The 20,430-nt window shown below is 68.5% G+C and carries 19 protein-coding genes; 10 read left to right on the plus strand and 9 right to left on the minus strand.

Annotation, left to right across the window (positions count from 1 at the left end):
• Window positions 1–43: 43 nt before the first annotated feature.
• Complete coding sequence (locus U5A56_RS05275; RefSeq protein WP_321921190.1) at window positions 44–940, minus strand: transporter; 897 nt, start codon at window positions 938–940, stop codon at window positions 44–46.
• Between the two features lie 512 nt (window positions 941–1,452).
• Here U5A56_RS05275 and nthA point away from each other — a divergent pair.
• The 4 genes from nthA to U5A56_RS05295 all read left to right on the plus strand — a co-directional run bounded on the left by nthA (window position 1,453) and on the right by U5A56_RS05295 (window position 4,802).
• Window positions 1,453–2,052 (plus strand): nitrile hydratase subunit alpha, encoded by a 600-nt coding sequence (gene nthA, locus U5A56_RS05280; protein WP_321921192.1) that lies wholly within the window; start codon window positions 1,453–1,455, stop codon window positions 2,050–2,052.
• A 47-nt stretch (window positions 2,053–2,099) separates the two neighbouring features.
• The gene (gene nthB / locus U5A56_RS05285) at window positions 2,100–2,753 is read left to right on the plus strand and encodes a nitrile hydratase subunit beta (protein WP_321795371.1); all 654 of its coding nucleotides are present in this window, start codon (window positions 2,100–2,102) and stop codon (window positions 2,751–2,753) included.
• Window positions 2,750–4,012, plus strand: coding sequence for a GTP-binding protein (locus U5A56_RS05290; RefSeq protein WP_321921194.1), 1,263 nt, complete (start codon window positions 2,750–2,752; stop codon window positions 4,010–4,012). The genes nthB and U5A56_RS05290 overlap by 4 nt, the downstream gene beginning before the upstream one ends.
• A 184-nt stretch (window positions 4,013–4,196) precedes the next feature.
• The gene (locus U5A56_RS05295; protein WP_321921196.1) at window positions 4,197–4,802 is read left to right on the plus strand and encodes a LysE family translocator; all 606 of its coding nucleotides are present in this window, start codon (window positions 4,197–4,199) and stop codon (window positions 4,800–4,802) included.
• 60 nt (window positions 4,803–4,862) lie between these two features.
• On the opposite strand, the gene U5A56_RS05300 is transcribed toward U5A56_RS05295, so the two are convergent.
• Window positions 4,863–5,711, minus strand: coding sequence for an AraC family transcriptional regulator (locus U5A56_RS05300; RefSeq protein ID WP_321921198.1), 849 nt, complete (start codon window positions 5,709–5,711; stop codon window positions 4,863–4,865).
• A gap of 161 nt (window positions 5,712–5,872) precedes the next feature.
• Between U5A56_RS05300 and U5A56_RS05305 the strand changes: the two genes are divergently transcribed.
• The gene (locus U5A56_RS05305) at window positions 5,873–6,667 is read left to right on the plus strand and encodes an SDR family NAD(P)-dependent oxidoreductase (RefSeq protein WP_321921200.1); all 795 of its coding nucleotides are present in this window, start codon (window positions 5,873–5,875) and stop codon (window positions 6,665–6,667) included.
• 39 nt (window positions 6,668–6,706) lie between these two features.
• Here U5A56_RS05305 and U5A56_RS05310 read toward each other — a convergent pair whose 3' ends face one another.
• The 5 genes from U5A56_RS05310 to U5A56_RS05330 form a co-directional block, all read right to left on the minus strand.
• Window positions 6,707–7,081 carry a hypothetical protein gene (locus U5A56_RS05310; protein ID WP_044843011.1) on the minus strand — a complete coding sequence of 125 codons (375 nt, stop codon included), beginning with the start codon at window positions 7,079–7,081 and terminating at the stop codon, window positions 6,707–6,709.
• Window positions 7,082–7,304: 223 nt separating this feature from the next.
• Window positions 7,305–8,375, minus strand: a complete 1,071-nt coding sequence (locus U5A56_RS05315) for an AI-2E family transporter (RefSeq protein ID WP_321921202.1) — start codon at window positions 8,373–8,375, stop codon at window positions 7,305–7,307.
• A 159-nt stretch (window positions 8,376–8,534) separates the two neighbouring features.
• Window positions 8,535–9,644, minus strand: coding sequence for an NADH:flavin oxidoreductase/NADH oxidase (locus U5A56_RS05320; RefSeq protein WP_321795358.1), 1,110 nt, complete (start codon window positions 9,642–9,644; stop codon window positions 8,535–8,537).
• A 145-nt stretch (window positions 9,645–9,789) separates the two neighbouring features.
• Window positions 9,790–10,476: a type 1 glutamine amidotransferase domain-containing protein gene (locus tag U5A56_RS05325; RefSeq protein WP_044843008.1), complete on the minus strand. Its 687-nt coding sequence runs from the start codon at window positions 10,474–10,476 to the stop codon at window positions 9,790–9,792.
• 375 nt (window positions 10,477–10,851) lie between these two features.
• Complete coding sequence (locus tag U5A56_RS05330; protein ID WP_321921408.1) at window positions 10,852–11,886, minus strand: substrate-binding domain-containing protein; 1,035 nt, start codon at window positions 11,884–11,886, stop codon at window positions 10,852–10,854.
• 167 nt (window positions 11,887–12,053) lie between these two features.
• On the opposite strand from U5A56_RS05330, the gene U5A56_RS05335 reads away from it, so the two are divergent.
• Together U5A56_RS05335 and U5A56_RS05340 are read left to right on the plus strand one after the other, a co-directional pair.
• Complete coding sequence (locus U5A56_RS05335; protein WP_321921204.1) at window positions 12,054–13,616, plus strand: glycoside hydrolase family 68 protein; 1,563 nt, start codon at window positions 12,054–12,056, stop codon at window positions 13,614–13,616.
• A 204-nt stretch (window positions 13,617–13,820) separates the two neighbouring features.
• Window positions 13,821–15,476 carry a glycoside hydrolase family 32 protein gene (locus tag U5A56_RS05340; RefSeq protein ID WP_321921206.1) on the plus strand — a complete coding sequence of 552 codons (1,656 nt, stop codon included), beginning with the start codon at window positions 13,821–13,823 and terminating at the stop codon, window positions 15,474–15,476.
• A 70-nt stretch (window positions 15,477–15,546) separates the two neighbouring features.
• Here the strand turns inward: U5A56_RS05340 and U5A56_RS05345 are convergent, their stop codons facing one another.
• Window positions 15,547–16,296 (minus strand): SDR family oxidoreductase, encoded by a 750-nt coding sequence (locus U5A56_RS05345; RefSeq protein ID WP_321921210.1) that lies wholly within the window; start codon window positions 16,294–16,296, stop codon window positions 15,547–15,549.
• A gap of 144 nt (window positions 16,297–16,440) precedes the next feature.
• Entirely contained in the window at window positions 16,441–17,358 is a 918-nt protein-coding gene (locus tag U5A56_RS05350) for a LysR family transcriptional regulator (RefSeq protein ID WP_321921212.1), read from the minus strand.
• 297 nt (window positions 17,359–17,655) lie between these two features.
• Here U5A56_RS05350 and U5A56_RS05355 point away from each other — a divergent pair, with 297 nt between their 5' ends.
• The 3 genes from U5A56_RS05355 (at window position 17,656) to U5A56_RS05365 (ending at window position 20,116) form a co-directional block, all read left to right on the plus strand.
• The gene (locus U5A56_RS05355) at window positions 17,656–19,140 is read left to right on the plus strand and encodes a PLP-dependent aminotransferase family protein (RefSeq protein WP_321921214.1); all 1,485 of its coding nucleotides are present in this window, start codon (window positions 17,656–17,658) and stop codon (window positions 19,138–19,140) included.
• Window positions 19,141–19,234: 94 nt separating this feature from the next.
• Window positions 19,235–19,672, plus strand: a complete 438-nt coding sequence (locus U5A56_RS05360) for a carboxymuconolactone decarboxylase family protein (protein WP_044843002.1) — start codon at window positions 19,235–19,237, stop codon at window positions 19,670–19,672.
• A gap of 12 nt (window positions 19,673–19,684) precedes the next feature.
• Window positions 19,685–20,116 (plus strand): cupin domain-containing protein, encoded by a 432-nt coding sequence (locus U5A56_RS05365; RefSeq protein ID WP_321921216.1) that lies wholly within the window; start codon window positions 19,685–19,687, stop codon window positions 20,114–20,116.
• The last annotated feature ends 314 nt before the right edge of the window (window positions 20,117–20,430 follow it).

The following is a 20,430-nucleotide window of genomic DNA, read 5'->3' on the forward strand; positions in this document are numbered from 1 at the left end:
AAGGAGCGGCCTGCGCCGGGCGTATCCCGGCGCAGGCGGGTCGTCAGAAGATGTGCGCGTAACGCAGGCCGGCGAGCAGGCTGTTCTTCGGGCCGTTGCGCACGCTCAGGTCGGTGCCGAGCTGGATTTGCACCTGATCGGCCTTCGTCACGAATTTCGCCGCGGTGATCCGCATGCGCGTCGTGCGAAGCGCGTCGTTGTTGTCCGCGCCGCCGACGCTCGTTTCACCGCCCCAGAGCTGCGTGATGCCGATCCCGAGCGACGTGCCCGGATCGGGCATGTAACGCACCATCGCCTGTGCGCTGTAGCTCATCCGCTGATGCAGCGTCGTGCCGCTCGCGCCGTACGACGTGTTGTTGCCGTACCAGATCGCGTCGCCGACGAGATCGAGCGCCCACTGCGGCGAAAAGTGCTTGATGTAGGCCGCCTGGAAATCGAGCGACCAGCGGTTGGCGCCGAGATTGAGACCGCGGTTCTGGTCGTAGCTCCCCGTCGGCGCGTAAACGTAGACCGTCGCGGCGACGACGTCCTTCGCGTCGTTCAGGCGGAATTTCAACGGCGCGGTCAGGATCACGTCGCCGACACCGTTCGTACTGCCAAGCGTGCCGGCGTTGCCGAAGCTGCTGACGTGACCGAACGGCAGCAACACCTGCGGATCGATCGTGAGCCTGTCGGTGAGCTGGAACACATGCAGCAGACGGGCGATGCCGACATTGGACTGCAGGTCGAAATCCGACGTCCGGTGGCCGTTCGCATAGTACGCGTTCGTCGCCGAATAGTTGTAGTACAGCACGCCGATCGTCGCGCCGACCGGATACTGCTCGTAGTCGCCGGGATCGACCTCGACCGCGCCCGCGTAATGCGACGCGACGACCATCAGCGACAAGCCGATCCAGCGCGCGATTCGCTTCAGTTTCATTCTGTTGACGTTGTCCATCATGCTCCTCACCTGGATGCGCAGACACCGTCACGCTCGACGTACGACGAACGGGAACCGTTGCCGGACGATCAAATCGCGGGGTGCTGGCTGACTGTTGTTCCGCCGGTACTCGGGTGAGTGCCGGCGATTCGCGACATCGAACGGCCGTCGCTTGAGGGTGAGAATAGAAAGGCAAAATCCGCATTTCTGTTTTCCGGCGGAACAAGAAATTGGCTGTGGCGGACCTGTGCTGCCAGTGCCATTCGGCGGTCGCAAAACGTGCGCAGGCGGCCGGTATCGCGTGCCGGGCGCCCCGTCGAGGCCGCGAATCGCCGTGCATCCGATGCGCGCCGGCCCCTGCCGCGCGGCGGGACCGTCTCAGCATAGTTTCCGATCCGTGCCGGCAAAGAACCGCGCTTTTTCTCTTCTTACCCTGCTCGTCGAGCGTGGCCGACACCACGCCTTTGCACCCCGTCACGGCAGCCGCAACGCCACGGCGGCGGTCAACCCGAACCACCACAAGGAGCCCCACGATGAGCGCGACCCCTTCCACGGAAACAGCCTCGACGCCCGGCGAACGTGCCTGGGCGCTGTTTCGCGTGATGAAAGAAAAGAACCTGATCCCCGACGGCTATATCGAAGGCCTGACCGAGCTGATGTCCACGACGTGGGATCCGGCCAACGGCGCGCGCATCGTCGCGCGTGCGTGGGTCGACCCGGCATTTCGCGAACTGCTGCTGAAGGACGGCACGGCCGCGTGTGCGCAGTTCGGCTACACCGGCCCGCAGGGCGAATACATCGTCGCGCTCGAGGACACGCCGACGCTGAAGAACGTGATCGTCTGCAGCCTGTGCTCATGCACGAACTGGCCGGTGCTCGGGCTCCCGCCCGAGTGGTACAAGGGCTTCGAATATCGTGCGCGGCTCGTCCGCGAAGGGCGCACGGTGCTGCGGGAGCTCGGCACCGACCTGCCCGACGACGTCGTCGTGAAGGTCTGGGATACGACCGCCGAAAGCCGCTATCTCGTGCTGCCCGTGCGGCCGGCAGGCAGCGAGCACATGACCGAGGAACAACTGCGCACGCTCGTCACGAAGGACGTGCTGATCGGCGTTGCACTGCCGCGCGCGCACTGACGCGCCCCCCGTTTCGCTCTCGACCTTCATCTCGGAGATCACCTCATATGGACGGCTTTCACGACCTCGGCGGATTCCAGGGTTTCGGCCCGGTGCCGCACACGATCAACAGTCTCGGCTACAAGCCGGTCTTCAAGGAAGACTGGGAGCATCTCGCGTACAGCCTGATGTTCGTCGGCGTGGACCCACTGAAAAAATTCAGCGTCGACGAGGTACGTCATGCAGTCGAACGCATCGACGTGCGCCAGCACGTCGGCACGCGCTACTACGAGCGCTACGTGATCGCGACCGCAACCTTGCTCGTCGAAACCGGCGTGCTCACGCAGGATGAACTCGACCGCGCGCTCGGTTCGCATTTCCGGCTCGCGAACCCGCCGCGATCCGGCGGCCGGGCGGCGCCACCCGACTCGACGCGGTTCGAGGTCGGCGATCGCGTCGTCGTGCGCGACGAATACGTCAGCGGACACATCCGCGCGCCGGGCTACGTTCGCGGCAAGGAAGGCATCGTGCTGCACCGGACGACCGAATCGTGGCCATTCCCGGACGCGATCGGCCACGGCGACACCGGCGCCGCGCATCAGCCGACCTATCATGTCGAGTTCCGCGTGAAGGATCTGTGGGGCGACGCCGCCGACGACGGCTACGTCGTGGTCGACCTGTTCGAAGGCTACCTGGATCGCGCGTCCGGGCAGAACGCATGACGACGCCGGGAAACAGGCGAGCGCCGGCCGCCGCGCCGCCGAGGATTCCGGTCACCGTGCTGTCCGGCTTCCTCGGCGCCGGGAAAACGACGTTGCTGAACCACATCCTGCGCAACCGCGCCGGCCTGAAGGTCGCCGTGATCGTCAACGACATGAGCGAAGTAAACGTCGACGCCGACGATGTGCGGCGCAACGTCGAGCTGCATCGCGGCGAGGACGAACTGGTCGAAATGAGCAACGGCTGCATCTGCTGCACGCTGCGTGCCGATCTGCTCGAGCAGATCAGCACGCTGGCGCGGCAGCATCGCTTCGACTATCTGCTGATCGAGTCGACCGGCATCTCGGAGCCGATGCCGGTCGCGGAGACGTTCGCGTTTCTCGACCGGGACGGTTTCAGCCTCAGCGAGCTCGCGCGGCTGGACACGCTCGTCACGGTGGTCGACGGCGAGACGTTCGAGGACATGATCGCGTCGGCCGAACCGGTCACGCGCGATGCCTCGCTCGCGGACGGCAGCGATTCCGGTCCGCCGCGCAAGCTGTCGGACCTGCTGATCGAACAAGTCGAATACGCGAACGTGATTCTCGTGAGCCGACTCGACCGGATCGGCCATGCGGGTTTCGACCGGCTGCGCGCCATTCTGGCGTCGCTGAATCCCTCTGCGCGAATCCTGCCGATGCAGCACGGCAAGGTCGATCCGCCAGACGTCCTGGATACGCGGCGCTTCGATCTCCCGGCGCTCGTCGAATCGCCGGGATGGATGCAACGCATGCAGGTCGACGAGCGCCCCTCGGAATCGGATGCGTACGGGATCGCGTCGTGGACCTATCGCGAACGTGCGCCGTTTCATCCGGCGCGCCTGCTCGCGTTGCTGCGTCGCCCCTGGACCAACGGCCGACTGCTTCGCTGCAAGGGATATGTCTGGGCTGCGCACCGATATGCGGACATCGCCATGCTCGTGCAGACGGGCGGAGCGTTCCAGTGGGGTTACGTCGGGCGATGGTGGCGATTCGTTTCTCGGTCGGACTGGCCGCACGACGACTATCGGCGCGATGGCGTGCTGCAAAAATGGCAAGAGCCGACCGGTGATTGCCGGCAGGAAATCGTGTTCATCGGGCAGTCGATCGATCACGTCCGGTTGCGTCGCGAACTCGATGCCTGTCTGCTGACGGTCGAAGAAATCGACGCAGGCCCGGAGTCGTGGCTCCAGCTTCCGGAAGCCGATGCGTTCGACGCGCTCGCGACCGCCGCCCGTCCGTGACGCGAGACTCGATGACTTTGGCTGCGCCGCCTGCGTCCAGTGGCTTTCGGTCGCCGGTGAGCGCTGCGCCCGGTTCAGCGTGACGTGAATCCCGACAGCGCCGCCGAGGGCAGTTTTCTTCAATACGGACCCGCACGGCGTCTTTAGTCTCGATGCGACTTTGACATTCGCATGGAGGCAATCAATGAGCATGCTGGTTTCGATGGCCGCGTTCGCGCTGGCGTCGTCGATCACGCCCGGTCCCGTCAACATCGTCGCGCTCAGCGCGGGCGCACGCCACGGCCTTGGCGCGAGCCTGCGCTATGCGGCCGGTGCGACGCTCGGCTTCGTCGCGCTGTTCCTGCTGATCGGCCTCGGGCTGCACGCGGCGCTCGCGCGCTGGCCGATGCTGACCACCGCCACCCAATGGTCGGGAATCGCGTTCCTGCTTTACCTCGCGCTGCGGCTCGCGCTCGACGACGGCCGGCTGTCGGCCGATCCGGACGATCCGGCTGCGCCGAACGTCGCCGGCCCGTCGGCGGCGGCCGGCGCGGCGATGCAATGGCTGAATCCGAAGGCGTGGCTCGCGTGCGTGGCTGCGATGGGCGCGTATGCGGCCGACGGCGAGCCCGCGCAGGTGTGGCAATTCGCGGCGTTGTATTTGGTGATCTGCTTTGCGTCGATCGCGTGCTGGGCGTACGCGGGTGCGTCGCTGCGGCACCAGCTCGCGAATGCGCGGCGGATGCGGCTGTTCAACCGCGCGATGGCGCTGCTGCTCGCGGGCAGCGCGCTTTATCTGCTCGACGTTTAGCGCCGTTGTTTCGGTGTGTGGTCGCGGCGCCGGCGCCGGCACCGCCCCACGGTTCGCCGGTCAGCTCGCGGCGCTTCGATACTGCCCCGGCGTGGCGGCCGCGATGCGCCGGAATGCGCGCTGGAAATGCGCCTGGTCCGCGAAGCCCGCATCGAGCGCGACGTCGGCGATCGGCCGGCCGCGGCGCAACTCAGCCCGCCCGTACTGCACGCGGCGGTCGATCAGGAACGCATGCGGCGTCATCCCGTAGCGGGCGTTGAACGCGCGGATCAGGTAGGACGGCGACAAGTCGGCGGCCGCGCAGATCGCATCGAGCGAGACGGCCTGACGGCAATGCGCGGCGATGTAGTCGGCCGCGCGCGCGAGCTTCGCGTTGTCGGCCCCGCGCCGGGCGGCGTCGGGCAGTTCGCGATCAAGCGCGCCGTGCAGCCGTGTGAAGAACTCGACCGCCGCGCTCTCCTTGCCGAGCGGATCGACGCCGGGCGCCACGAGCGTGCGGTAAAAGCCGCCGAATTGTGCGAACAGGTCGCGCCGTTCCGTCAACTTCGGCGAAAAGCCGTGAAAATCGCGGTTCGGGTCGCGCCCGAGCGAATGCTGCAGGCGGGTGAGCCACGGCACGTCCACGTAGACCATCCGGTACGCCCATGCGTCGGGGCCGTACGGATTGCACGCATGCACCTGCTCCGGATCGATGATCACGAGCACGCCGCGCCCGACGTGCTCCTTCGTCGCGCCGTTCAGGTAGGTGCTCGTGCCGCCGACGATCGCGCCGAGCGAAAACGTGTCGTGCGTGTGCTTCGCGTAGCAGATCGTCCGCCCGTCGTCGACGGTGCGCGCCTCGATGAACGGCAGCGCGGCGTCGCGCCAGAACGGCGACGGCATGGCGCAGGGGTTGGCGGAACGGCTCACGCGACGGGCTCCCGGATCGGATGGCGAACGCACACCGTACAAGACTGCGCGGCGCGATGCAACCGCGACCCGACGCTTCGCGGCCGGATCGCCTAAGCTTTGATTTCCGGCCGCCGCGGCACGCCCGGCGGGTTCCGTTCCCTCTTCCAACCGGTACGCTCATGCACATCGATCTGACAGGCAAGACCGCGGTCGTCACCGCTTCCACCGCCGGCATCGGGCTGGCGATCGCCGAAGGGCTCGCGCAGGCGGGCGCACGCGTCGTCGTCAACGGACGCAGCGACAAGTCGGTCGACGCCGCGCTCGCGCAGCTGCGCAGCGCCGTACCCGGCGCGGACCTCGACGGCGTCGCGGCCGACCTGTCCGACGCCGCCGGCGTCACGCGCATCACGCAGCACACGCCGGAGGCCGACATCCTCGTCAACAACGCGGGCATCTACGGGCTGAAGGCGTTCTTCGACATCGACGACGACGAATGGGCCCACTACTTCCAGATGAACGTGATGTCGGGCGTGCGTCTCGCGCGGCACTACCTGAAAGGGATGCTCGCGCGGAACACGGGCCGCATCGTGTTCATTTCGTCGGAGTCCGGGCTGAACATCCCGGTCGACATGATTCACTACGGGTTCACGAAAACCGCGCAGCTCGCGATCGCGCGCGGCCTCGCGAAACTCGCGGCCGGGACCCGCGTGACGGTCAATTCGGTGCTGCCGGGGCCGACGATGTCGGAAGGCGTGCGCGCGCTGCTGAAGGAAACGGCCGACGCCACGGGCCGCAGCATCGACGACGTCGCGGTGGATTTCGTGCGCAGCGAGCGCGCGAGCTCGATCATCCAGCGGCCGGCGACGACGGAGGAAGTCGCGAATCTCGTTGTGTACGTGTGCTCGCCGCAGGCCTCGGCGACGACGGGCGCGGCGTTGCGCGTCGATGGCGGCGTGGTCGACACGATAGCGTGACGACGGCGTGACACGCTCGCGCGGCGCATGGCGGCCGCGCTAGCGCGAGGCGGCCTTGTCCGACTGAAGCGTGCCCTTGCGATCGGCGTCCATGCAGGTATCGAAGCCGTGTTGCGTGACGGCGCCGGCCTTGTCGAACACGACGAAGAAAGCCCGGTGATCGTTGTCGTGCTCGATGAAGTAGTTGTAGCAGACGCCGCTGCCGTTGCGGACCATCCACACGCTGCGCGGGTTGCCGCCGGCGCGAACGACGTCGGCGCGCGTCGCGCCGTGCCGCGACGCGGCCCTCGCCAGCGGCGTGCGCGAATACGAGAACGGCAGCCACGAGTCGAACCACGCGCAACCGTGCAGCATCAGGCAGCTGGCGGCCAGGGACAGCGTCGCTGCGGGGCGGGACATCGGAATCAATCGCATGCTTGGTGAAATCTGCTGCGCCATGCCGGCGTGATCGAAAGCCCCATGCTACTCGACCTTTGGGTCCGGATCGAAAAGAAATGTAGAGACTTGTGTCCGATGCGCTGCCCGACGCAGTCCGGCGCGTGCCCGATCGTCACGAATCGTGGCCGTGGCCGACGCGTTCGCGCGCCCAGCCGCCTTCTGACGTCGATGCGTCGAGTCGGCGCGACGGGCGGCATCGTCAAGCGACCCATTCCGCCCACAGCATCGTCAGCACCGTCATCAGCGCGGGGCCGACGAACAGGCCGATCAGCCCGAACGTCTCGGCCCCGCCGAGGATGCCGAACAGCACGAGCAGGAACGGCAGGCGGGTCGAGCTGCCGATCAGCACCGGCCGCACGAAATGCTCGGCGACGAACACGACCACGAAGCCGAGCACCAGCACCACGACGGCCCACGCGGTCGCGCCCTGCACGAACAGCCAGAGCGCCGCGCCGCAGAACACGATCGGCGCGCAGAACGGCAGCATCGCGGCGACGGCCGTGACGAGGCCGAGCAGCGCCGCGTGCGGAACCCCGGCGAGCGCATACGCGACGCCGAGTATGGCGCCCTCGCCCAGCCCGACGACGACCAGCCCGGTCACCGTGCCGTACACGGCCGCGACCATCCGTTCGATCAGATCCGCGCCGCCGCGGCCGAACGCGCGCCGCGCGCCCTGCAGCAATGCGCCCGACAGCTTGTGGCCGGCCCGCATGATCACGAACAGCGTGACCAGCATGAAGCCGAACTCGAACAGCGCATGCGCGAGCTTCGTGCCGAACTGCCGGCCGAACGCGATGAACTTCTCGCCGCTCGCGCCATGCATCGCGCTGCCCGCGTGCAGCGGATGACCGAGATTGGCCTGCCACCACTCGGTGACCTGCGCGGCACCGTACGGCAACCGGCCGACGACGTCCGGAAGCGGAATGCCGTTGTCCTGGATCGAATGCAGCCAGAGGCGCAGGTCGTGCGCCTGCGAGATCGCCTGCGCGAGCGCGATCGCGACCGGCAGCACGACCAGCAGCGACACGCCCGCGGTGATCACGGTCGCGATCAGGGTCGGCCGGTCGCGAAACCAGCGGTCGGATTCGAAGCGTTTCAGCAGCGGCCACAACGCGATCGCGATCACGCAGGCCCACGCGATGGCGGGCAGGAAATCTCGGATCACCCACAGCGCGAGCACCAGCAGCGCCGCATACAGCACGGCGCGGGCGATCTGCTGGGCACGCGGCCGCGTGGCGGAATCCTGGGAAGGCGAGACATGTGCGCGCATGGCACCTCGGTCGAAATGAAAAAATGGCGGTCGTGCAGGCCGCGAGCCTGTACGAACCGCCATTCTATCCATCGACGCCGCAACGGCATGCGCACGCACTGCCAAGCATCGTCAAATGCGTGCCGCGAACGCCGCAGCGCCGCGCGGTGCAACGCGTGCTCAGGCCGCCTTGTCGGCGACGCGGTAGCGTTCGAGCCAGTGCGCGTACGGCGCGGGCAGCGTCCACGACGGCCGCTCGACCCCGAGCTGCTTGGCCGCGTAGTACGGCCAGTGCGGATCGGCAAGATGCGCGCGGCCGACCATCACGAGATCGAGCTGCTGCTCGGCGACGACACGCTCGGCCAGTTGCGGCGTATCGATCCCCCAGGCGGACGACACCGGCAAGCCGGCCTCGCGGCGCACGCGTTCCGCGATCGGCGCGAGGAACGCCGGGCCCCACGGAATGCGCGCGTCGGGCGTCGAGAAACCGACCGACACGCTCAGCATGTCGAGGCCTTCCTGCTTCATCCGCTGCGTGAGCGCGATCGATTCGGCGAGCGTTGCTTCATCGCGCCCGTCGTATTCGATCACGCCGAGACGCGCGGTCAGCGGCAGGTGCTCCGGCCAGACCTGGCGGACGGCCTTCAGCGTGTCGACGAGAAAACGGCCGCGGTTTTCCGCCGAACCGCCGTACTCGTCGTCGCGCTGGTTCGAATGCACGGAGAAGAAGCTCTGGCCGAGGTAGCCGTGCGCGAAGTGCAGTTCGAGCCATTCGAAGCCGAGGTCGCGGGCACGCTTCGCCGACGCGACGAAGTCGGCCTGCACGCGGGCGATGTCGTCGTGCGTCATCGCGCGCGGCGTCTTCGGCAGGTGCGCGCCGAACGGCACCGCCGACGGTGCGATGGTCTGCCAGCCGCGCGGATCGCCGTCGGCGATGTGGTCGTCGCCTTCCCACGGACGGTTCGCGCTCGCCTTGCGGCCCGCATGCGCGATCTGGATGCCGGGCACCGCGCCGGCCGCCTTGATCGCCGCGACCGACGGCGCGAACGCCGCGGCCTGCGCATCGGTCCACAGCCCGGCACAGCCCGGCGTGATGCGGCCTTCCGGCGACACGGCCGTCGCCTCCGCGATCACGAGGCCCGCGCCGCCGCGCGCGATACCGGCCAGATGCACGTGATGCCAGTCGTTGACGACGCCGTCTTCGGCGACGTACTGGCACATCGGCGGCACCGCGATGCGGTTGCGCAGCGTGACATCCTTGAGTTTGAACGGTTCGAACAGGGCAGACATCCACCACTCCTTTGCTTGGTTCTGCGAAACGACTGGATGAGCCGCCGCGCGGTGCGCACGGCGGAACGATGCGAGCCGTCGCCGGGACGGTCGCGCCCGACGACGGAAACCATCCGGCGCCGGTCATGCCGGCGCCAGGCTCGGCTTACTGACGGCCGAGCTTCGCGAGCAGCGCCTCGGCTGCCGGCTCCGACGACGCGGGGTTCTGCCCCGTGATCAGCAGCCCGTCGGTGACGACATGCGGCGCCCAGTCGGCGCTGCGCTCGAACTGCGCACCGTTGGTCTTCAGCATGTCCTCGACGAGGAACGGCACCACTTCCGTCAGCTCGACGGCCGCTTCCTCGCTGTTGGTGAAGCCCGTCACACGCTTGCCGCGCACGACCGACTCGCCGGTCTTCGGGTCCTTCACGTGGCGCAGCACGCCCGGCGCGTGGCACACGGCCGCGACCGGCTTGCCGGCCGCCAGCGCGCGCTCGATCAGGCCGATCGAATGCAGGTCCTCGGCGAGATCCCACAGCGGGCCATGCCCGCCCGGATAGAACACCGCGTCGTAATCGTCGACCGACACCTCGGCCAGCTTGCGCGTGGCGGCGAGTTCGGCCTTGGCCGCCGGATCCGCGTCGAAGCGGCGCGTCGCGTCGGTCTGCGCGGACGGATCGCTGCTTTTCGGATCGAGCGGCGGCTGGCCGCCCTGCGGCGACGCGAGCGTCAACTCGACGCCCGCATCCTTGAACGTGTAATACGGCGCGGCCAGTTCCTCGAGCCAGAAGCCGGTTTTCTTGCCGGTGTCGCCGAGCGTGTCGTGCGAGGTCAGGACAACCAGAATCTTCATGATCGGACACTCCTTAGAAATGGGGGAACGGGGCCGCGTCGCGGCGGCGGCGACGGCGACGGCGCGCCTGCGGGTTAGGCCGCTGGCGCGCGTCAACGTGCCGGCTCCGTACCAAAAATATTGCCAGGCCTAATAGACCAGTCGTCTAGAAATGGCTCGAAAAAAAGCGACGGCATCACCTGCGCGCCCAGCATCGCAGCGCGATATGGCATTTTCGCGACGTCGCATTCATGAGGCTGGATGATAGCGTCGAATTAGACCGGTCGTCTAGAAACCCGGCATTCGGCCCTGCCGCCGTCATGGCTTTTGCGACGGAGCGCGTGCCGCAACGTCCGTTGCGGAGCGCGCCCCGCTCCCCGGTTCGCGCCGCGTCGGCTACCCGTGCAGCGGCCCGTCCGTATCGCCGGCGTCGATCACCGGCATCTCGAGCCGATGGCCGCGAACGCCGTCCGTGAGCAACGCCAGCATCAGGTCCGCGAGCGCACGCCCGGTCGCATGTCCGGTCGGCTGCACCACCGCCGTCACGCGATGCGGATGCGCGACGTCCGGCGGCACGCCGTCGTAGACGATCAGCGACATGTCCCGCCCCAGCTGCAAGCCGCCGTCGATCAGCGCCCGGAACGCGCCGCCGCCCACGATGTTGTTGTCGACCAGCAGCGCGGTCGGCCGTTCGGCCCGGGTGAGCAGCGCCTGCACGCCCTGCTGCCCGCCGTCGCGCGTAAACGGACACTCGACGAGCAGTGCCGGATCAGGCGCGATACCGGCCTCGCGCAGCGCCGCAAGATACCCGGCGCGACGCTGCATCGCGAAATTGAGCGACAGCGGCGCACTGATCATCGCGATACGGCGATGACCGAAGCCGATCAGGCGCCGCACCGCATCGCGCGCGCCCGCCTCGTTGTCGAAATCGAACCACGCGTAGGGCTCGGCAGCTTGCGTGCGACCGTACGCGACATACGGAAACGCATGCGAACGCAGGTACGCGAGGCGCGGATCGTCGACCAGCGTGCGCGCGACGATCAGCCCGTCGACGAGCTTCCCGTCGACGAGCCGGCGATACGTGTCCAGTTCGGCGTTCGGCCGCGCGGCCGCGATGATGAAGTCGAGATTGCGCTCGGCGAGCCGTTCGGTGATGCCCGCGACGACCTCGCCGAAGCGCGGATCGCCGAGATCTCCCGCGCCGAACGGGTACACGATGCCGATCGCATCCGAGCGCCCCGTCGCCAGCCGGCGCGCGGTCGGATCCGCGACATAGCCGAGGTCGCGCGCGGCCTTCATCACGCGCTCGCGGGTCGCCTCGCTCACATCGTCATAGCCGTTCAGCGCCCGACTGACCGTCGTGCGCGACAGCCCGAGCGCATCCGACAGTGCCTTCAGATTCACCTTCACGTCGCTCCTCGCGTTGTGCATGCCATTCGGCCGCGCCGCTCGCGCAGCAATTATTGCCGAATGGTAGTTATTACCGTCAAAAATTAATCTTTTGACGTCCAAACCGGTTTGAATTAGCATCCAAACCGGTTTGGATATCGATATCCCGTCAGCAGTTCCTTCTCACCGTCAACGGAAACTACGCCTACATGACTTACTTTCCTTTTTGCCGCGCGACCGCGGCCAAGCGTTTGCTGTTCGCTGGCGCGGCACTGGCCGCCTTCGCGTCCGCGTCGAGCGTCGCCCATGCACAGAGCACCGGCGCCCCCGCGCCCACGCCGCATACGCAGCAGGCCTACGACCCCGAAGGCAACTTCACGATGCGCTGGACCCGCGCGGACATCCGCCAGATCGTCGCGCAGTCGCACACGGCCGGCGCCGACAGGAACTCGCTGCCGCAGGCGCTGACGATGCCGGACATCCCGCAGGATTTCCCGCTGATCAACTCGAACGTATGGGTCTGGGATACCTGGCCGCTCGCCGACCTGCGCGCGAACCAGCTCAGCTACAAGGGCTGGGAGGTGATCTTCTCGCTCACGGCCGACCCGCATGCCGGCTACACGTTCGACGATCGTCACGTCCACGCGCGCATCGGCTTCTTCTACCGCCGCGCCGGCATTCCCGCGTCGCAGCGGCCCGCGAACGGCGGCTGGACCTGGGGCGGCCACCTGTTCCCGGACGGTGCGAGCGTCAAGGTGTTCGGCACGTCGCCGATGACCAACAACGCCGAATGGTCGGGCTCCGCGCGCCTCACGCAGGGCGACAACGTCAGCCTGTACTACACCGCGACGTCGTTCAACCGCTCGGCGCCCGGCGGCGCCGACATCACGCCGCCGCAGGCGATCATCACGCGCGCCGACGGTCATATCCATGCCGACGACAAGCACGTGTGGTTCAGCGGCTTCGACGATCACAAGGCGCTGCTGCAGCCGGACGGCAACTACTACCAGACCGGCCAGCAGAACACCTACTTCTCGTTCCGCGATCCGTTCGTGTTCACCGACCCCGCGCATCCGGGCAAGACCTACATGGTGTTCGAAGGCAACACGGGCGGCCAGCGCGGCGCCCGGACCTGCACCGAGGCCGACCTCGGCTACGCGCCGAACGATCCGTACCGCGAAGACCTCAACGCCGTGATGAACTCGGGCGCAGTGTATCAAAAGGCCAACGTCGGCCTGGCGGTCGCGACGAACCCGCAACTGACCGAATGGAAGTTCCTGCCGCCTATCCTGTCGGCGAACTGCGTCGACGACCAGACCGAGCGTCCGCAGATCTATCTGAAGGACGGCAAGTACTACCTGTTCACGATCAGCCACCGCACGACGATGGCCGCGGGCGTCGACGGGCCGGACGGCGTCTACGGCTTCGTCGGCAACGGCATCCGCAGCGACTTCCTGCCGCTGAACGGCGGCAGCGGCCTCGTGCTCGGCAACCCGACCGACTTCTCCGCACCGGCCGGCGCGCCGTATTCGCAGGACCCGAACCAGAACCCGCGCGAATTCCAGTCGTATTCGCACTTCGTGATGCCGGGCGGGCTCGTCGAGTCGTTCATCGATGCGATCGGCCCGCGTCGCGGCGGCACGCTCGCGCCGACGGTGAAGGTCAACATCAACGGCACGTCGACGGCGGTCGACCGCACGTACGGACGTGGCGGCCTCGGCGGTTACGGCGACATCCCGACGAACCTGCCGGCGACGGGCGCCGGTCACTGACGGCGACGCGGGCACCCGCCCGTGACGAGTCCGTAAAGGGCTCGCTACGGACGCGGCGGGCACCGCCCGCCCGCGTCGAGGCGGCGCACGTCGCGCGTGTCGCGGGCGCGCCGCCTCCCTCCTTCGCAGAAATCGCGCATGCCGCCGTCGCAAGCGGCATGCGCGCTCCTTTCCCGCTTCGCGCGCCGAAGCACGGAACCCCGCATGAAATCGACGTTTTTTCGCTTTTCCCGCTGGATCGCCCGGCTGCTGTTCGCGTGTGCGGCAAGCGCGGCCTGCACGCACGCCATCGCCGCGCCCTGCGGCACGCCGCCCGAAAACGGCACGCCACAATGGCGACCGGCCGTGCATTACACGCCGCAACGCAACTGGATGAACGATCCGAACGGCCTCGTGTACGAGAACGGCCGCTATCACCTGTTCTACCAATACAACCCGCTCGGCCACGACTGGGGCAACATGTCGTGGGGCCATGCGACCAGCACCGACCTCGTCCACTGGCGCGAGCAGCCGGTCGCGATGCGCGCGAACGCGACGGAAGAAATCTTCTCCGGCTCGATCGTCGCCGACACGCACAATACGTCCGGCCTCGGCGCGCCGGGCGAGACGCCGCTGGTTGCGCTTTACACGAGCGTCTACAAGGACGGCTCGGGTCACGCAGCCGGCACGCAGGCGCAGTCGCTCGCGTACAGCCTCGACCACGGCGCGACCTGGCGGCCCTACGCGCGCAATCCGGTGCTCACGCTCGATCCGGAATCGAAGCAGTTCCGCGACCCGAAGGTGGCGTGGTACGCGCCGGGACGCTACTGGCTGATGACGACCGTCGTCGCCGATGCGCAGGTCGTGAAGCTCTATCGTTCCGACGACCTGATTCACTGGTCGTTCCTGAGCGATTTCACGCTGCCGGACGTGCCGCATGCGGGCGCGTTGTGGGAAATGCCCGACCTCGTGCCGCTGCCCGTCGACGACGATCCGCGGCACATCAAGTGGGTCATGATCGTCAACGTCAACCCGTGGTCGATCGCCGGCGGTTCCGGCGCGATGTATTTCGTCGGCGACTTCGACGGCCGCACGTTCGTCCCCGACCGGGTCGCACCGGCCGGCTCCGATCCCGCGCGATTCCGCTGGGTCGATCACGGCGCCGACTTCTATGCGGCCGGCACATTCTCCGGCGCGCCGGGCGCGCGCCCTGTCGCGATTGCATGGATGAGCAACTGGGACTACGCGGCGAAAGCGCCGACGGCGCCGTGGCGCGGCGCGACGACGTTGCCGCGCGAACTCGCGCTGAAGACGATCGGCGGTGAACCGACGCTCATCGTGACGCCGGCAGCCGCGTTCGATGCGTGGGCCGACGGGCGGCCCGCCGTGCATGAAGGCAACCTGAACGTCGAGTCCGCCACGCGCACGCTGTCGGACGCCACGCGCGGCACCGTCCAGCGCATCACGGTGACGATCGCGCCGCGGCGCGCGGCCCGCGCGGGTTTGATCGTGCAGGGCTCCGCGGATGGCTCGATCGGCACCCGGATCGTGTACGACACGGCGAAGCGCACGCTGACGCTCGACCGCTCGCGCTCCGGCGCCACGGATTTCGCGGGCACGTTCAGCCGCGAGCACATCGTCGATCTGCCGCTCGAGCACGGGCAACTGCGGCTCGAAATCGTCGTCGATCGCGGTTCGGTCGAGGTGTTCGCGAACGGCGGCCGCGTCGCGCTGACGGACCTGATCTTCCCGCCGCCCGATGCGGACCGCGTCGCCGTGTTCGCCGAGCACGGCAGCGCGACGTTCTCTGGGTTGACGGTCACGCAGCTCCACGGACGCGATCAGGCCGGCGACGTCCGTGACGCCTGTGCATCGCGCTAGCGATGCGATGGCACGGCGGGGCTGCAGCGCCTGACTCGCGTCAGGCCGTGCAGCCCCGCCGGTTCTCCGCTCAAAGCAAGCCCATCCCGCCCGACGCAATGATTTCCGCGCCGACGATGAACGCCGACTCGGGCGCACTCAGGTGCAGCACCGTCGACGCGATTTCGTCCGGCGTGCCGAACCGGCCGATCGGCACGAGCCCCCTGATCTTCTCGGCCGTCTCGTCGAGCGTCGCCGCATCGAGGCCGAGCTTGCCGTACAGCGGCGTCTGGACCGGCCCGGGGCTCACCACGTTCACCCGCACGCCGTGCGGCAGCAGTTCCGTCGACAGCGTCTTCGCGAACGAGTTGACGGCCGCCTTGCTCGCCGCATACACGGACGAACCCGGCATCCCGATGTGCGCGTTGATCGAGCCGTTGATCACGATCGACGCGCCGCGGTTCAGCAGCGGGACGAGCGCCTGGATCTGGAAATACGCGCCCTTCACGTTCGTGTCGAACACGAGGTCCCACAACGCCTCGTCGATATCCGCGAACGGTGCGAGTTTCGCGACGCCCGCGTTGATGAACACGGCGTCGAGGCGCGCACCGGCGGCCGCGATCGCGTCCGCCAGCGCCCGCGCCGACGCGACGCTGCCGGCCTCGTTGCGGATCGCGAGCGCGCCGTCGCCGAGCGACTCGCGCGCGGCGGCAAGCGTCTGCTCGTCGCGACCGGTGATGACGACCCGCGCGCCTTCGGCCGCGAATGCCCGTGCGGCCGCCAGGCCGATGCCGCTGTTGCCGCCCGTGACGAGGACCGTTTTTCCTTCGAAGCGTTGCATGATGTTCTCCTTGAACCGGTGAGTTGACCGTGAACACAGGATGCGCGCGGCGCCCGGCCTTGCCGTACGACCGGCGCGGCAGACATGTGCGAAATCTTCGAACGTGTTTGCCCCGGCCGTCCGGCGCGTGCCGGCCCGGCGCGCTCAGCCCGACACGTCGATCCCGTCGAGCAGACGCTGCGCGAGCCGCGGTTCGCGCAGTTGCTCCAGCCACCATTGCAGCGCGCGGCCGTCGCGGTCGCCGCGCCACGCGACATACAGCACGTTCGGCTCGCGCGGATCGGCCGTTTCCTTCTCGACCAGCTCGCCGCGCGCCAGCAGCGACGCGACCCGCCGGCGCGGCACCCAGCCGACGCCGAGCCCGTCGCGCTGCGCGAGGATCTTCGCGCGCATCGACGGCACCGCGAGCACCGCCTGCCCGCCGAGCAGCCCGTACGCGCGGCCGACGGCCTGCCGCGACGAGTCGGCGACGACCACCGCGCGATGCGCGCCGATCGCGTCCCGGGTCAGCGGCGCGCCCGCCGACGCCAGCGGATGGCGCGACGCGACGGCGAACACCCACTCCATCGCGCCGAGTTCGAACCATTTGAAGCCCGGAATCGCCGGCGGCTCGTTGGTCGCGCCGACGATCAGGTCCGCGCGACCGTCGCGCAGCGCTTCCCAGGTGCCGCCGAGCACTTCGTGCGTGAAACGCAGCGACACGCCCGAATCGAGCGCATCGAATGCGCGGACGACCGGCAGCAGCGTATCGAATTCCAGCACCTCGTCGCTGACGATCCATAGCCGGTCCTCCCAGCCGCTCGCGACCTGCCGCACGCGCTGCGTGAGCCGCGCGACGTCCAGCGCGAGGCGCGATGCCTCGTCGGTCAGCAGCTGGCCGGCCGGCGTGAGCTGCAGCCGGTAGCCGCGCCGGTCGAACAGCAGCGCGTCGAAGCGCGCTTCGAGCTGCCGCGCGGCGTGCGACACGGTCGACGGCGCCTTGCCGAGCCGCGCGGCCGCCCGCGACAGGCTGCCGGTGGCGCGGATCGCATCGAGCAGCGCGAGTTCGTCTTCGGACAGCATGAGCGCACTCCGGTCAGGGGTCTGGTGGATCGTAAGGCAGCGGCGGGCGCCGGCGCAATCGAATGGCGCTGCCGGCAGCGGGCGGATGCCCAGTCGGCCGGGGCGCCGCAGCGCGCCGTGCCATTTGCCGCATCCGGCGGGCGTTGCGTGCCACGTGCCGCCGTTCCGTGCCCCCTCGACGCCACGCGCGCCCCCCGGCCGAACGACGCCGCCCGCGCATGCGCGAACGCCGATCCGGCCATGAACTTCCGGTATGCTGATCGACGTCATATTTCCTCATTCGAGGTAACCACTGCGATGGACATCGCGATCCGCATCGAAGGCCGTCACGACCTGACCGGGCAAATCTTCCGGCAGTTGCGCACCGCGATCGTCGACGGACGGCTCGAAGGCGGCGCCCGGCTGCCGTCGACGCGCGATCTCGCGAAGCAGCTCGGCGTGTCGCGCAAGACGACGCTCGACGCGTTCGAACGTCTCATCGCCGAGGGTTACCTGAACACGCGCGCGGGCGACGGCACGTTCGTCGCCGGCGGCCTCGCGCGGGTCCCGCACGCGGCGGCGGCCGCAACGCCGTCGCTCGTCGAGGACGCGCCGCCCGTCCATGCCGTCGACGCACGCGCGCTGTGGGACGAACTGCCCGACGCGCTCGCGATGCCCACGCCGCAGGACACGCCCGCGTTCGACTTCCGCGGCGGCGTGACCGACAAGGCACTGTTTCCGTTCGACGCATGGCGCCGCTGCCTGCATCACGCGTTGCGCCAGCAGGCGCGCGGCCCCGGCCAGTACCATGCGCCGGCCGGCGATCCGCAGCTGCGCGGCGCGATCGCGCGCTACGTCGCGTTCAGCCGCGCGGTCGCGTGCGGCTGGGACGACGTGCTCGTCACGCAAGGCGCGCAACAGGCGCTCGACCTGATCGCACGCGTGGTCGTGCGGCCCGGCGACGTCGTCGCGGTCGAGAATCCCGGTTATCCGCCGGCGCGCGCGGCGTTCGCGTCGCTCGGCGCGACGGTGATCGGCGTGCCGGTCGATGCGCACGGCCTCGTCACCGGGCGGCTGCCCGACGACGCGCGCCTCGTCTACGTGACACCGTCGCACCAGTTCCCGCTCGGGATGCCGATGACGCTGGAGCGGCGCGTCGCTCTGCTCGAATGGGCGCAGCGCCGCCGCGCGGTGATCATCGAGGACGACTACGACGGCGAGTTCCGCTTCGAAGGCCGGCCGGTGGAATCGCTGAAGAGCCTCGACCGCGCGGGTCTGGTCGCGTACGTCGGCACCTTCTCGAAGACGATCTTTCCCGAACTGCGGATCGGCTACGCGATTCCGCCGCGCGCGCTGCGCGACGCGCTCGCCAAGGCGAAGCAGATCGTCGACTGGCACACCTGCACGCTGACGCAGGCGGCGCTCGCGCGCTTCATGCTCGAAGGCGATTTCGCGCGGCACCTGCGGCGCGTGCAGAAACACTACGACGCGCGCCGCAAGATGCTGCTCGCGCATCTGCGCGGCGGCCTCGCGCCGTGGTTCGACACGATCGTGCCGACCGCCGGCATCCACCTCGCCGCGCACCTGAAACCGGGGCTCGACGAAGCCGCGCTGGTCCGCGCGGCGCGTGAGCACGACATCGGCCTGTACGGGATCACCGCGTTCCACGTCGGCTCGGCGGCCCGCGCGGGGCTGCTGTTCGGCTATGGCGGGATCGACGCGCTGCGCATCGACACCGCGCTCGCGAAGCTGGCCGCGCTGCTGGATTCAGGCCGTGTCGGCGGCCCGCCACTGGTTACCTGAATTTTCCAGGAATTGGCCATTCAAGCAGGCCAGTGGCACGCTTAAAGTGGGTCCTGTCGCGCCACCGGGCGCATCCAACCGAACAGGACCTGCCATGCAACCGCGTCTGAACTTCTATACCGCCAGCCCGAACGCCATCAAGGTGATGCGCAACGCCGAGGAATTCCTCGCGAAAAGCTCGATCGAGAAGCCGCTCGCCGAACTCGTCCGGCTGCGCGCGTCGCAGATCAACGGCTGTGCGTTCTGCGTCGACATGCACACCACCGATGCGCGCAACGGCGGCGAAACCGATCGCCGCCTGGCGACGGTCGTGGTCTGGCGCGAAACGCCGTTCTTCACCGAGCGCGAACGTGCGGCGCTCGAATGGACCGAAGCGCTGACGCTCGTCGCCGACAACCACGTGCCCGATGCCGTGTGGGAAGCCGTGAAGCCCCATTTCAGCGACACGGAGTTGTTCGAGCTGTCGATGCTGATCGCGACGATCAACACGTGGAACCGCTTCGCGATCGCGTTCCGCAAGATGCCCGAGTAAGGGGAGACGGTGATGATGCGCTCCAGCTCCAGCTCCACGCTCCGCCGCGCCATGATGTGCACGTCGCTCGCGCTCAGCGCCGCGCTGCCGGCCGCCGCCCACGCGCACGATACCGGCGACAGCGTGCACGCGATCATGCAACAGGCCGTGCCCGAAGCGCCCGGCAAGCTCGCCGTCGTCGCGACCGTCGAATATGCGCCCGGCCAGGCGTCCGACGCACACAAGCACCTCGGCTCGGTGTTCGCGGTCGTGTCGAAAGGTGAAGTGCTGTCGCAGGTGAACGACGGCCCGGTGCGCCGCTATCGCGCCGGCGAAGGCTGGTACGAGCCGCCCGGTTCGCGCCACCGGGTGTCGCGCAATGCGAGCGCGACCGAACCCGCGCAACTCGTCGTGTTCGGGCTGACGGGCGAGCATGTGCCGCTGAAGTCGCCGATCGATCAGTGATTTAGGAGGCCGTGCCGCGTCGGGCGCGCCGCCGTGCTGCACGGCCGGCGTCCCGCCCCGTGCCGCGCGACTTCCTCGCCGGCGTCGGGCGCGGCCGTTTCGCCAGCTGTTTCGCCGCTGTTTCGCCGCTGTTTCGCCCGCCGTTTCGCCGCCGTTTCGCCGCCGTTTCGCCGCCGTTTCGCCGCCGTTTCGCCGCCGTTTCGCCGGCCGTTTCACCCACGTTTCGATCAACGTTTCACCCGCCATTTCCCCCGTCGATCACCCGCCAGTTCCCCGCGAGTTCCCGCGTCTTCCGCATTAGCCGCTCCCTACAC

It is taken from the genome of Burkholderia sp. BCC1998 (assembly GCF_905339875.1).
Lineage (GTDB): Bacteria > Pseudomonadota > Gammaproteobacteria > Burkholderiales > Burkholderiaceae > Burkholderia.